We start from the raw sequence: 13,342 nt of genomic DNA, 5'->3' as shown, positions 1-13,342 counted from the left end.
GAATGTGGCGGGGATGCGCTCGGACAGGTACTTGATCTGGTCCGACGCCTCGGCGCCGATCCGGGTCTGGATGTCGAGATTGTGCAGTTCGTCGATGAGGACAAGTCGACAGCCCAGGGTGCAGAGCAGGTCGCAGACCCTGTTGGTGACCTCGACCTGGCTGAACCGGGACGGCAGCGGTAGCCCGATGAACCGGGCGAACTCGATCGCGAGCATCTTGGGTGTGGCGGCCGGCGGGACGGTGACGTAGAGGACCGGCAGCGCCTGGGGCGAGAGGGCGCCGCGACAGCGGGTCAACTGCTCGTAGTTCTTGCCCAGCTGGGTGATGGCGGTGGTCTTGCCGGTGCCCGCCGGGCCGGAGACGATCAGACCGCGCCGGGCCGAGTGCTGGTGCCGGTTCAGCAGGATGCGCTTGCGCCCGGTGGCGGCGACGTGGCGGATGGTCGGCGTCGAGACGATCACCAACTGGGCGTGGTAGTCCTCCCGGGCCGCGTCGTAGTCCGCGCGCTCGGCCTCGGTCAGCCGCTGGAGGGCGGCGGGCGGCAGCACGACAGGTGGCGCGGGCATCTCGTTGACGAAGGCGGACCAGCCCTCCTTCGTCGTCAGCGGGTGGTCGACTTCCTCCGGCTGCGGCGGGTGCGTCATGCGCGGCTCCCGTCGGTGAAGGCGTCGAACACCCCGAACGGGACGACCTCGCCAAGGACTGCTTCCGGCGCCGGGTCGGTGTCGTGTTCGGGGGCTGGCGGCGCTTCGATGCCCGGCCGGGCGGAAAGGGCGGTGGCTGCGCGGGTGCGGGCGGCGACCTTGCGGTCCGGTCCGGTTCCGGCGCGGGTCAGCAGGTCCTCGACCGCGGCCGCGATGGCCCGTTCGTCGGTGTCGTCCCCGCCGCGGGCGGCCAGCAGGGAGCGGGCGTGGCGCCAGGTGAAGTCCGCGAACGGCGCGGAGACCGTGCCCAGCCGGGTCCATGGGGCGGTGATCCATCCGCCTGCCCTGCTGTCGCGTACCCAGACGTGGGACAGGTCGTAGGGGTCGTAGTGGACTTCCCAGAGGTCGCCCTTGACCGGGACGCCGGAGGGCTGGCGGCGGTAGGGGCCCAACTCGCGGCAGTCGTAGGTGCGGTAGTCCATCACGATTCCGTAGTCGTTGATCCTCCGCCATTCCACCGGCAGCAGTTCGATGTAGTCGTCGCCGGTCAGGCAGACCGGCAGGTGCCCGGCGCGGGCCACCAGCAGGGCGTAGACCTCGTTCGGCGACAGGGCCTTGTTCGGCAGGAACGGACTGCGCAGGCCCTCGTGGGGCCGCCTCTGCCAGCAGGCGATCAGCCATTCCTCGAACAGCTCGGACAGTTCCCGCAGCGTCCAGACGGCTTCGACGTCCTGGCCTCGCCGGGTGACGTTGGAGCCGACGTAGCCGGCGACGTGCTGGCAGAACAGGGTGTTGATCGAGGAGAACGTCCGCTCGACGATGCCCTTGTCGGTCGGCGTGGCTGGCCGGGCGGGCTGGACCGAGATGCCCAGGGTGCGGCAGGCCGCGGTGAAGGTCTCGGAGATGAAGACCTTGCCGTGGTCGATCACGATGGTGTCCGGGACGATGACCGGCTTGGCGGCGGCGTGCTCCAAGCGGGCGTCGACGCTCATCAGCCGCGCGTGCGGGATCAGCGACGCGGACATCCGCAACGCCTCCGCCCACCCGGGCCGCATCGGCTCCGCGACCAGGGTCCGCGCCAGCAGCAGGGCGGCGTCGACCGCCTTGGTCCCGGCCGGACGCAGGACTGCCGCGCAGATGGTCCGTGAGGCGACATCGACCGCGATGCTCAGTTCGACCCGACCGGTCACCCCGTCGTCCAGCACCGCCAACACGTCCAGCGGCGTCGTGTCGATCTGGACGACCTCGCCGGGCCGGACGGCCATCGTCGGCGTGAACGGCTCCTGCGGACGCCGGCCCTGCGACCGGCGGGTGGTCGCTGCCCCGAAGGAGTGCTTGCCTTCGTCGAGTTCCTTGATCAGGCGGTAGAACGTCGCCCGCGACGGGATCTCGACGACTCCTTGGCCGTGTCGCTCGGCCACGAGCCGCTCGACTCGGCGCATCACCCGGCTGCGGGTGCCCGTCGACAGGCTCTCCTGTGCGGCCAGCACCTCGACCACGACAGCGACCAGCCGTTCGTCGGCATTGCCTCCGGGCCGGGAGCCGCGCATCACCCGGCGGTCCACCAGCCCCCAGACCCCTTGCTCACGCCACAGACCCCGCAACCGGAACAGTGTCCGGTCCGAAACCGGCGTGCCCGACACCGTCAGCTCCTCGGCCTTGGCCACCATGCGCTCACTGAGCTTGCGCCACTTCGGGTCGAACTCCGGACGCGGACTGGACCCCGGTGGCGCGTCCGGCAGAAGACCGGTCTCCACCTCGATCAGGTGTCGCTCGAAGAACTTCGCCCGCCGCAGCGCGGGTTCAGGAACGGTGTCCAGCAGTCCGAACGGCGGCAGTCCCGGTGCCCCCGGCTGGGAGTCCAGCAACGCGAACCCGTCAGAGGCCATCAGATGGGAGAACACGACCAGGCTCGCCGCCCCGTGATCGTCGACGAGACGGACCATCGTTCCCGCCAGCCCGACGACGGAATGAACCCTGCCCTCGAACCTCACCCGGTCTCCGACACCCAGCACCCCGCGCGGCAGCAGCCCGCTCATCGCCCGTACCTCCGCTCGACCAGCGTCAGATCACCCAACGGACGGGACAGGTCCGCCCCCAGCACCCCGGACCACAACAGGTGGAACACCACCGGCAGCACCTCGATCGGGTCCCCGACCGTCGCGGCCTGGGCCATCAAGGGCGAAGGAACCGCGAACGCCGCCCGTACCGCGGTGACCGTCCCATCCGCGGCCGCGTGCCGTGGATGCCGATAGCCGGCGAGCCAGCGCAGATTCGCCACCCGGACCGGATCAAGCGCCCCGACGAGTCGATAGGCCCAGCCCACCGCCTCACAGACCTGCCGCGTCACCGCGAACGCCACTGCGGAGCGATCGTCGACCCGGTCGACCGGACGGCAGTCGACCACCAGCCCCGTTCCGTCGGCGGCCCGCGCGAAGTAGTCCGGCGCGTGTGACCGTCCCTTCCGGGTCGTCTCATCGCGCCAGCACAGCCAGAACGGCTGCGAAGCGAACCCGGTCACGTGCGGGTCGAAGTCGAGCAGCATCGCGTGGTCCCGCTCCAACCACGACTCGAACCCCACATGTCGGCCCGTCGTCGCCGACCAGTACAACCCCGGGAAATGCCGCTGGCCTCGGTACGACGGAAAGTCACGTACCGGCTGTACGTCCTCGAACGCGATCCCCACCGCGTCCCTCAACGGCCGCCGGACCTCGGTCCCGGCTTCCACCCAGGCCACATCGAAGCCCGCCACCTCCAGCAGGGCCTCATCGGAACGTGCGTGCGTCCTGTCCATGGGACGACCATCACGGGTCCGGTGAGACCAGCCAGATCAGATGAGACTCAATCCACCCTGAAAGGTGAAAACCGGGCACGGTCGGCCACGCGCGCCGCGAATCGGCCGACTGCCACCTGAGACGAGTGAGACACCACCAGGTCTGGTGAGACCGGACAACAGTAGACCCCGCCGGACCAGATCATCTGAGACGACGAGCGAATCGGACCAGATCACCTGAGACAGGGACCAGATCGACTGAGACGGGACACTATGGTGGCGGTCGTGGAGACCTCCGACTCGCCCTTGGCGATACGCGCATGCTGGCTCTCGTGGATCGCGGTCCATGGCGCCGACCAAGCCGATCTTGTCGCGCAACTTGGCCTCAGGAACGTGCGCGCCACAACCTGGGCGGACGGTGTCGATCTCATCGACGAGGTTGCGCACAGCGGCGAGGAGCGATTCTCAACAGTCGTGATCACCCCAGCAATCGAGGGATGGACCTTGATCGTTGGGGCATGGTGCGGACTGCCCTATCCGACGCGCACCGACCTCGTCACGGACCTGTGCCAACAACTGAGCTCGGAATTTGGACGAGCTCAGGCCTACTTCCATAGCGAGCAGAACGACGGCGAGGCATGGTTGATCGCCGAAGGCGGTGCCGTCATCAGGCGGTGGATTGCCGAGTGCCCTGAGCTGGCACTGGGCGAGCCTTCTGGCGTCGAGCGCCGCCTTCTGGATGCGTTCGGCATCCCAGGGAAGCCCGAAGACCTCGACCCCGAAGACGACAGGGCCAGCAGTTGGGCGGCTACTTGGGGCGACTGCGACGCGCCTACCGTCGCTGCGGAATCGAGCCTTGACCCCCGGCAGATCGGGCCGGACACCAGTGCATCCGGAATCGTCCTCGTTGCCGACACGGTTTGAGGCGGGTTGTCACCCTTTCGCGTGACGTCTCCGGCTCTCGGCCATGGTGGCCCGCAGGGTGCTGCACCCTCGCAGTGACGGGGGGCTCCCGGCAGGGCGGAGGTGTTCGTGGACGGGGCCGCAGCAGTGGCCGTTGCCCGGGAGTACGCCTCGGGCGTCGAGGTCGGGTTCATCGACGCCGACGGCGTCGAGCGTTCCGGCCCGTTAACGTGCTGGTGGGCGGAGCCCTTCGAACTGGCAGTGCCAGTAAGGCCGTTCGCCTCGTTCAAGGGGCAGAAGAACTTTACCGGCGAGTACTGGGCGGCGACCTCGCGGACCCAGGTGGGCTATGAGCCGTGGGCGGAGAGGGACGCGGCGATGGCGTTGGACTTCGATCCCGCTGTCGTCGCGCTGGCCTCACAGCCCTTCCGCCTCGCCTGGACGGACGGGGAGCGGGAGCGCCGACATACCCCGGACTACTTCGCCCGGTTGCTGGACGACACGGGTGTCGTTGTCGACGTGCGACCGGAGGACCTGGTCGATGAGGCCACCGCCGAGGTCTTCGCGTTCACCGCACGAATCTGCGAGGCGGTGGGCTGGCAGTTCCGCCACCTTGGCGACCTGAACCAGCCCTACCGGGCGAACCTGCGCTGGCTGGCCCGCTACCGGCACCGCCGCTGCCATCGCGCGCCGGTGGTCGACCGGCTGCGGGAGGTCTTCACCGATCCGCTGCCCCTGCTTGCGGGGGCTGAGCGGGTCGGGGACCGGCTGGCCGTGTTGACAGTGCTCTACCACCTGCTCTGGCGGCACGAGTTGACGGCGGACCTGACGACGGCCCCACTGGGCACCGTCACACTGGTGCACCTGGCGTCCCGGGAACGACCGTGAAATCCGCGCGCCCCGGGCAGCTGCGGCTCGGCGACCGAATCAGATTTCAGAAGCACACCTACACGGTGGTCGGCCTGACTGGGATGCGGGTCCGGCTGGCCGACGCCCAAGGGATCGGCATGCTCGTCGACCAGGTCCACCTGCAGTCTGCGGAGGACTTCACGGTGCTCGGGGCCGGCAACCGCACCGCGCTGGGCTCGGCCGCGCTGCTGGACACATTGCCCAGGCCGGTGGCCGAGCGCGCGCTGTGGTGGCAGCGGCACCTGGTCGAACTCCTCACCGGCCTGCCGCCCGACGCCCCGGCCGGGAGCGGGGTCAAGCCCGAGTACGACCCGGCATGCCGCTCGCTGGCGGAACGCGAGCGGGCGAAGGCCGCCGAGCTGACCGCGCTGGGCGAAGAGGTCACCTCACGGACGGTGAAGCGCAAGCGCCAGCAGTACGAGGCCGGCGGAATCGCGGCGGTAGTGGACCGCCGGCTCGCCCCGCACGCCTCGCTCCTCGGCCGGGCCGATCCGCGGCTGGTGGCGGCGATCCGCCAGGCGATCAGCGAGAGCGTCTCGGCCTCAACCCGCACGATCGAGTACGCGCGCTGGCGGACCGAGCGGATCCTGGACGCCGAACACGGCCAGGGCGCGGTGGGGATGCCGTCGCGGGCCACGTTCTACCGGCTCTTCGACAAGCTGTCGCACGGCGTCCACGTCACCGGATCGGCCCGCACGCGCCGCTCGTTGGCCGACCAGCCCGAGGGGCCGTTCCGCTACGAGTCGGTCGCGGCCCCGGGCGAGCTGATGCAGATCGACTCCACCCCGCTGGACGTGCTGGTGAGGTTGGACGAGGGGGTTCCCGGTCGCGTCGAGCTCACCGGGCTGGTCGACGTTGCCACCCGCACCATCGCCGCCGCGGTGGTGCGGCCGACCACCAAGTCGGTGGACGCCTCGCTTCTGCTGGCCCGCGCGCTGACCCCGGAGCCGATGCGGCCGGGCTGGGCCCAGGCGCTGGCGATGTCCCGCTCGGTGCTGCCGCATCGCAGGCTGCTGTCCTTGGACGAGCGCCTCGAACACGCCGCCGCCCGGCCGGTGATCATTCCCGAGACGATCGTCTGTGACCGGGGCAAGGCGTTCATCTCGGACAACTTCCGCGCCGCCTGCCGCACCCTGGAGATCACCTTCCAACCCTGCCACCCACGCTCCCCAGCGGAGAAGCCCCACATCGAACGCACGCTTGAATCAGTGGCCACCCTGTTCTGCCAGTTCATCCCCGGCTATCTCGGCCGCACCGCCGAACACCGCGGCCGAGGCGTGGAGGACGAACCACTGTGGTCGATGCTGGAAATCCAGGAATTCCTGGACGAGTGGCTTGTCGCGAAGTTTACCGACCGCGGGAGTCCATAGATGGCCTTCGACCTGCGGTGATACGTAGCGTACATGTAATCGACGGGAGATGTCGGCGTACGAGTTGAAGTACAGAGGTATGTACGAGTGGACGTACAGAGCCGCTTGCAGTAACCAGGGCTGATGCCGGGAGTGCTCGTCATGAGGAAGAATGCTCCGCCATGACGACTTGAAGAGCACCGGCTGAGCGGCGGCACTGGCGCAAGGTCGGGACCTGGGAGACGGTTTCCGACGGGGACCAGCGGATCTGCGCCGCTTGCGGGACGCTTGTCCGTTCCTACCAGTACCGCTTCTATCCGCCTGAGTCGTCCATGTTCGAGCGATGCATCGGGTTCGCATGGTGTTCCGGCTGCCGGATCTACTCCGGCGCGATGGTTCACGTTCCCCGGAAGCGAGTTCTCGTTGACGCGCTGGCATCGCTGCCTCACGACCAGCGGGAGCATCTTGAGCGGAGTGAAACCCGGTTGATCGAGCACCTGGACAGGCAGGCCCGGGGCAAGAGTTCACCGCCGGATCATTGATGATATGTCAGATCCGTTAGCCGACGCCGACGCCGCCTGACGGGCACTATGCGCTTCGAGCATTGTCGAGCTGGAGCGCCAGCGCGGCCATCTCGTGCAAGTGAGTGAAGTACTTGGTTGCGTACTCGTCATCACCAATGGACGGAAGGATCCCTCCAAGGACCCCCGTGCGCGCCTGCAGAATGTCTCGGCGTCGGTCATCCAAAGAGCCGTCCATGGCTGAGGAGACACAGCCGGCGAGCGCCGTGTCCATCATCACCATGCATTCACCCTCGGGCTCTCGCTGGTAGAAGCCCGGAGGGAAAGGCAAGGCCCTGAACTCGTCCCACAACCGCGCCAGCTGATCCAGCTTTGCTTCTGCCATGCCCGGATCATGCCTTACGGCCAGGCGTCGAGAGTAGCTTGCCCCAACCCACCGGATCCTCTGCTTCTGATTCTCGGCGACACCCTCTGCAGTCAGTCTTGCGTCCCGCGGCCCGGCTGGCCGACCGTCGATCGCTCTGGTCCGGGCCGAGAGGTCCGGTCACCTGATGATGATCGCGCCCCTCGGCCCGGGTATTGCCGGGCTACTTTCCGACGGGTGGGTCGAGGAGTTGGGCTTCGAGGTCGGCAACGCGACGGTCCTGGAACCGCAGGTTTGAACGGGCGGCCTTGAGGCGTTCATCCAGGGTGCGGTTGTCGGCGGTGAGCTGGCGAACGCGTTGCTTGAGGGTGGTGTTCTCGGTGGTGATCCGTTGGACGGCGCCTTGGGTCCACTCGGATTCCAGGTCGCGGACCTGCCCGAGGAGTTCGCCGATGCGGGTGCGCTGGGCGAGGATCTCGGCGTGGGCGGCCTTGAGGCCGTCCTCAGCGTTCAGTGCCCGCTCGCGCCAGATCGCCTCGCCCTCCTGGTCCTGGTCGGCGAGCAACTGGGCCCGGCGCTCTCCGGTCTCGGTCATGGCCGCGGCGATCGTGGCCCTGGCCTCGGGGTGGTCGTAGAGGAAGGTGCGGGAGACGTTCGCGCGGCGGGCGACCGCGGCGATGCTGACCTGGGCCTTCTCGCGGCGGAGCCGGGTGATCGCATCGCGGACGCGCACGAGGGCGGCGTCAGTGCCGCGTCGGCGGGCCGCGAGAGCGGCGGCCGTGCGAGGTTCGGGGACGGTTGCGGTCACGCGCATTCCTGTTCGTCGGTGCTGGTCTCAGCCTGGCTGTGCTCGTCGTGGCCGGCTTCGGCGAGGTCAGCGGCGCGGAAGGCGGTGGACCAGACGCGGTGGAAGTAGTCCTGGGGTTTGCGCAGGTCCAGGGCCAGCGCGTCGTTGAGGAGGCCGAGGCCAGCCAGGGCCTTCTCCCGGAGACCTGGCCGAGGTAGCGGCGGATGTGGGTCAGGCTCGCTCCGGCTCGCAGCAGGCTGGTGGCCAGAGAGTGCCGAGCTTGATGGGGAACCCACCGGCCGATGTCGAGGTCGTTGATCCATGCCTTGAAGCCCCGGTGGAACCACTGGTAGGACAGGGGTCGGCGGCTGTCGCTGTTGCGCTGGTTACTGGGGAAAAGCGGCAGGTGGGCACGCTCCTCCGGGGTCGGTGGGCGGTTGTGGCGAGCGGCGAACAATGCCAGGGTCTTGCGTTGCCGGCCTTCCAGCCGCTGGTGGAGCTGTTCGGGGATACGGATCGCGGCGTCGTAGTTGCCGACCTTCGTCTGGTCGTGCCAGAGCATGGGGAGCCCGCCGTAGCGGCCCAGGCAGTCCAGACGCAGTTTGATCACCTCGCTGCAGCGCCGTCCGGTGACGACGATGGTCTCCCAGGCGTCGCGGAGCCCGCGGTCGGCCGGGTCGTGGGAGGCGGCGAGCGTCAGCAGGTTCGTCTCGGCGGCGAGGGCCTGGGCGACTTCGTCGGAGAATGGGCTTCGCGTCCGGGTGATGATCTTTCCCGGAGAGGGCATGGCGGTGACGAAAGCTCGGTCGAGGCCGAGCCGTTCGGCCTCGCCGGATTCCAGGGCTTCCAGGAGGATCCGCCGGGTGCGGGTGAAGACCATCTGGCGGGTGTAGGCGGTCACGATGGACGGCTTCCCGTGCAGGCCCTTCATTCCCAGGGACGGCAGCCCGTCCAATTCCCGCAGCCGTTGGTCGGCGGCGAATTCGTGGACGTGCTCCGGCCGAAGGAGCTTTGGGTCATGCCCGCCGCCAGGGGCCCGGACCTCCAGGAAGGCGCTGAGCTCGATGCAGGCCCGCCGGGTGCCGTCGAAGGTGTGACCTGAGCGCGGACAGCTCGGCGAGCGCAGTATCGCGGCGAAGTGATCCCAGGCCAGGTCGCGGAGCCAACGCTGGGATATCGAGGTCAGGTCCATGTGCGGCGACCGGTTGTTCAGCCGCCGGCCGAAGTGCTCGGTGTTCAGGTAGCCCTGCTCGCGGGTCTGATCCGGCGTCACATAGAGCGGGGTGAGCAGGTCGATGAGGGTCCGGGCGAGGTAGGCGGCATCCCGGCCGGCGGTGCTCAGCAGGCCCTTCTCCTTCTCCGCGTCCAGGCCGTCGGCGGCCAGGTCGGTGAGCGAATGAAGCCCGTGCTCGCGGCAGTAGTCCGCCAGGCCCTGGATATGAGTGAGTTCCCAGCGCCTGCCCGATCCACGGGCATGGACGGACAGCCCCCACTGGATCTCGGCCCTCAGGAGCGCGTGCAGGCCGCGGAGGTTGACCTGCCCTGGTCTAGATACCGGCGCTGTCCTTGAGCACCACCACCGGAAGTCCGACTCGTTGTCGTAGATGACTGGCACCGGCAAGCCGACCCGCTCGTAACGGTTGCCCCACTGCGTTGGGAGCATGGCCCCGCCCGGCCCTCCCTCCCTGCGGTAGCGCCGGTGGTGCCGATAGCAGAGCCCCAGCGGCGATTCCGCCAGGTCAGGGCAGACCACGGCTTTGCAGCGTCCGTATCCGGGCCTGGGCAGCTGTTTGGCCAACCAGGTGTCGAAATCGGCGGCGTCGCCGTGCCGGTCGCGGTGATGATACCAGCTGAACTGGTGGTGATGACACAGTTCCAGGGTCAGCTGTCGCGCGGGCCGCCCGGGGCAGAGCCGGCACGGTCGCTCGCGCAATTCCTCGCCGTGCCCGATCGGATCGGTCGTGCGCAGGAACTCCGCTCGGGACCCCTCGGCGCGGACCTGACGCCATGCAGTCTCGTGGGCGCCGCAGAGATCGCCCCGGCCCATCTTCGGCCGCTCGCAGTCGGTGACCAGGCAGACCCATCGGTAGACAGGGTGATCCGGAGGGATCTCGACGATCACCGAGCGGAACACGGCGTCGAAGGACGGAGAGCTGACCAGCGCGGTCATGATCTCCAACCGGTCCCGGCCCTCCCGGCCGTCCCGCACCGGGACCAAAACAGTCGTGGTCACCGCGTCTCACCCCAGACCGCGCGCAGAGCGGAGTCGAAGGCTGGGTCGTGGACGTCGACGTGTCCGTAGACCTCGTCGACCGTGGCAGCCGAGGCCCAGCCGCCGGCGTCCCGGGCGATCAGCAGGTTGCCGTCGGCGGCGTCGAGGACCGCGGAAGTAAACGTGTGGCGGAAAGCATGGGGTTTCACCAGCCCGAGGCCGGCGCGTTTCCCGGCCCGGCCGAGCATCCGGCGGGCCCCGACCGGTGCCCACGGCTGCCCGACGTGAGTCCCGTGCAACTGGACCAGGAGCATGCCGTGCCTGGCTTCGCGCGGGTACTCGCTGGTGAGGTACTCGAAGTAGGAGTGCACCATCGCCGGACTGACCCGCTTGATCAGCCCGCCGGTGACCGTCCCGTGCTCGACCCGCCAGGGGTGCTTGGTCTTGGCCTCGGCCCGGTTCGGGTTGCCGGGCCGGTGGCAGACGTGCAGGTGAGGGGCGCGGCACTCGCCGCAGCCCGCGTTCTCGCGCAGGTGCAGGTCGACCAGGTGCAGCCCGCAGAGCTCCCCGATCCGCAGCCCGCCGTCGGCCAGCCAGGTCACCACCATCCGGTCCCGGGCCGAGTTCACCGTCGCCAGCAACTTCTCCCTCGCGCCGTCGGGCAGCATCTTCGGATGCCGGCGGTGCGGTCCCTTCGGCGAGAGCGGGTTCGCCGGCATCGCGGTCTTCACGTGCCCCAGGAGCGAGCGGTGCCGGTCCACCCGCGACGGCAACCGCGTGCCGTCGAGCTTCCCACCCAGGTCCACGTTGACGCCGAGAGAGGACTGGTGCAGGTAAAAGCCCTTCAGGCAGGACGCCGCAGTCGACAGCGCGGACCGGCCGTAGGGGCGCTTGCCCATCCGCCACGGCTCTCCGAGCGGCATGTGAACCTCGGCGCCAATGACGCCCATGTAGCGCTCAAGGTCCCGCAGCACGACCTTGTCGAAGGCCAGGCACTCACGCTCCAGCCACCGCAGATGATCCACCAGGTAGTACGCGTAAGTCTTCTGCGTGCCCGAGCCGTCATGGACGCGCAGGAACCTGTCCGCTTCGGCGTGGAGAGTGCCCTCGGGCCAGACGACGGTCCACGACCTTCTCCCGCCCCTCCGCTCGATCCGCTGGACCCTCAAGTCCCCGACCACCAGGTGCCGCACCATTCGTCCTCCGTACCGACCCCAGAACATGAGGAACGTCCTGAACTCGGTCGGTAAACGAGCCCGCGACGTCCACGCCACAGGCTCGAACAGACATCACGAACAGCACAAACCACGGTCGGTAAAAAGGTCTGGCAGAACCGGATCCTGGGCGAGTACGCGCCCTGCTGGGGCCCTGGCGAGGGCCACAGCCCCAACTCCCTGTTCGCGGCGGCGATGCAGCAGGGCGGATGGTCGCTGCAGATCCCCGAGCCGCAGTCCTACTACAAGGTCCTGCGCAAGCACCACGTCAAGATCCACCCGCGCCGAGGGGTCCAGATCCTCGGGCTCTACTACCGCTCCGAGGTCCTGGACGACCCCCGCTACCTGCTGCCGTCCGAGCGCGGCGGCAAGCACGCCGGCAAGTGGATGGTCCACAGCGACCGGCGCCAGGTCTTCTTTCAGGACCCCGTCGACCACGACACCTGGCACACCCTCCGCTGGACCGGGTTGCCGCCCGAGGGCGAGGTCCCGGCCTTCTCCGACAAGAGCGCGGAGGCACTGCTGGCCGAAGTCCGGGCCCGCAAGCTTGCCCCGCGCTCGGACGAGGAACTCCTGCCGGTGCTGGTCGAACTCCTCGGCGCGACCACACCGGTCGACCAGTGGCCGAGCCAGCAGGCCAAACGGGAGCGCAAGCGCGACCGCGCGGCCCGCTCGCGCGAGAGCGACCGTGCCGACCAGGCCGCGGCCGACCGCGCCAAGGCCGCCGACCCGTCCCCGCCGCCGGGCGGGCAGGCCTCCGAGGCAGCCCGGGCTGTCGACTCCTCGCGGCGCCGGCGCCGCGAGGGCGCCGCGAGACGCGAACCGGTCGCGCCGCCGCTGCTGCATGACTCCCTGCGCCGAGGCGGCCTGTTCCTGCTGCCGCCGGTGACGGACCTGCCGCAGGACCGCCCCTCGAAGGAGAGCATGTGAGCAAGGAAAGCATGTGAGCGAGGACCCGCTGGCCGGCGTCCCGACCCGGGCCGAGATCGCGGAGCTGATCCTGCGTCCGCGCCCCCACCGCGACATCTTCGAGGGCTGGCAGCACTACCGCGCCACCCGCCACCTGCTCGTCCCTCCGCCCCGGATCACCCCCGCCCAGTGGCGGCTGCTCGAGCCCGGACGGCGCGCGGACCTGGACCTGTTCCGGCGGCTGACGAACGTGAACCTGCCGCTGCAGCAGACGCCGATGTCGGCGAAGGTCGCCCGGGTGATCAACCGGCGCCTGCACGGCAACGCCCTCAACCAGGGCTCCCCGACGTTGCCCGGGATCATGGTCAGCGGTCCGGGCAACCACGGGAAGACCGCCACGGTCAGCTCGGTCTGCGCGGCGTTCGAGGACATGTGGCTGGACCTGCACCAGCACCTCAACCCGGCCAGCGTCGAGGGCACCTTGGACCTGCACGCGCCGATCGCGTTCGTCCAGATCCCGGTCACCGCGACACCCAAGAGCCTCTGCGAGTCGATCCTGAACTTCTTCAGCACCGAGCGGCGGAAGATGACGCTGCCGCAGCTGATCCGGCAGGTCGCCGACTCGCTGCGGGACCACGGCGTCCGCGCCCTGGTGCTCGACTTTACCGACCGCAGGTAGTGCCGCCCGTGATGTCCGTCTGGGCCTGTGACCAGGGCGTCGCGGGCTCGTTTACCGACCGTGTCCGGAACGCCTGT

The 13,342-nt window shown here is 69.1% G+C and carries 12 protein-coding genes; 5 read left to right on the top strand and 7 right to left on the bottom strand.

The features are described 5' to 3' along the window. The 3 genes from AB0P03_RS40030 to AB0P03_RS40020 form a co-directional block, all read right to left on the bottom strand. The coding region (locus AB0P03_RS40030; protein WP_363633639.1) for an AAA family ATPase at positions 1-645 on the bottom strand (645 nt) is incomplete at its 3' end. After that, the gene (locus AB0P03_RS40025) at positions 642-2,684 is read right to left on the bottom strand and encodes a Mu transposase C-terminal domain-containing protein (protein WP_363633637.1); all 2,043 of its coding nucleotides are present in this window, start codon (positions 2,682-2,684) and stop codon (positions 642-644) included. The genes AB0P03_RS40030 and AB0P03_RS40025, both read right to left, overlap by 4 nt. After that, positions 2,681-3,439 carry a TnsA-like heteromeric transposase endonuclease subunit gene (locus AB0P03_RS40020; RefSeq protein ID WP_363633635.1) on the bottom strand — a complete coding sequence of 253 codons (759 nt, stop codon included), beginning with the start codon at positions 3,437-3,439 and terminating at the stop codon, positions 2,681-2,683. Before AB0P03_RS40020 ends, AB0P03_RS40025 begins: the two co-directional genes overlap by 4 nt. 264 nt (positions 3,440-3,703) lie before the next feature. On the opposite strand from AB0P03_RS40020, the gene AB0P03_RS40015 reads away from it, so the two are divergent. The 3 genes from AB0P03_RS40015 (at position 3,704) to AB0P03_RS40005 (ending at position 6,600) form a co-directional block, all read left to right on the top strand. Next, the gene (locus tag AB0P03_RS40015; protein ID WP_363633634.1) at positions 3,704-4,342 is read left to right on the top strand and encodes a hypothetical protein; all 639 of its coding nucleotides are present in this window, start codon (positions 3,704-3,706) and stop codon (positions 4,340-4,342) included. A gap of 108 nt (positions 4,343-4,450) precedes the next feature. Continuing rightward, a complete protein-coding gene (locus tag AB0P03_RS40010; protein ID WP_363633632.1) occupies positions 4,451-5,209 on the top strand; it encodes a TnsA-like heteromeric transposase endonuclease subunit in 759 nt (252 codons plus the stop codon). Next, entirely contained in the window at positions 5,206-6,600 is a 1,395-nt protein-coding gene (locus AB0P03_RS40005; RefSeq protein ID WP_363633631.1) for a hypothetical protein, read from the top strand. Before AB0P03_RS40010 ends, AB0P03_RS40005 begins: the two co-directional genes overlap by 4 nt. A 567-nt stretch (positions 6,601-7,167) precedes the next feature. Here AB0P03_RS40005 and AB0P03_RS40000 read toward each other — a convergent pair. The 4 genes from AB0P03_RS40000 to AB0P03_RS39985 all read right to left on the bottom strand — a co-directional run bounded on the left by AB0P03_RS40000 (position 7,168) and on the right by AB0P03_RS39985 (position 11,659). Then, positions 7,168-7,485, bottom strand: coding sequence for a hypothetical protein (locus tag AB0P03_RS40000; protein WP_363633630.1), 318 nt, complete (start codon positions 7,483-7,485; stop codon positions 7,168-7,170). A gap of 202 nt (positions 7,486-7,687) precedes the next feature. Beyond that, positions 7,688-8,197 (bottom strand): DUF6262 family protein, encoded by a 510-nt coding sequence (locus AB0P03_RS39995; RefSeq protein ID WP_363633629.1) that lies wholly within the window; start codon positions 8,195-8,197, stop codon positions 7,688-7,690. Between the two features lie 10 nt (positions 8,198-8,207). Next, positions 8,208-10,484: a tyrosine-type recombinase/integrase gene (locus AB0P03_RS39990; protein WP_363633628.1), complete on the bottom strand. Its 2,277-nt coding sequence runs from the start codon at positions 10,482-10,484 to the stop codon at positions 8,208-8,210. After that, positions 10,481-11,659 (bottom strand): tyrosine-type recombinase/integrase, encoded by a 1,179-nt coding sequence (locus AB0P03_RS39985; protein ID WP_363633626.1) that lies wholly within the window; start codon positions 11,657-11,659, stop codon positions 10,481-10,483. Before AB0P03_RS39985 ends, AB0P03_RS39990 begins: the two co-directional genes overlap by 4 nt. 213 nt (positions 11,660-11,872) lie before the next feature. On the opposite strand from AB0P03_RS39985, the gene AB0P03_RS39980 reads away from it, so the two are divergent. Together AB0P03_RS39980 and AB0P03_RS39975 are read left to right on the top strand one after the other, a co-directional pair. Continuing rightward, positions 11,873-12,607, top strand: coding sequence for a hypothetical protein (locus AB0P03_RS39980; protein WP_363633625.1), 735 nt, complete (start codon positions 11,873-11,875; stop codon positions 12,605-12,607). 13 nt (positions 12,608-12,620) lie between these two features. After that, positions 12,621-13,265, top strand: coding sequence for a TniB family NTP-binding protein (locus tag AB0P03_RS39975; RefSeq protein WP_363633623.1), 645 nt, complete (start codon positions 12,621-12,623; stop codon positions 13,263-13,265). The last annotated feature ends 77 nt before the right edge of the window (positions 13,266-13,342 follow it).

Origin of the sequence: Kitasatospora sp. NPDC088779 (assembly GCF_040685395.1) — a bacterium.
Classification (GTDB): domain Bacteria; phylum Actinomycetota; class Actinomycetes; order Streptomycetales; family Streptomycetaceae; genus Kitasatospora.
The sequence above is the reverse complement of the archived record's forward strand: the minus strand, read 5'-3'. Positions and strand labels throughout refer to the sequence as shown.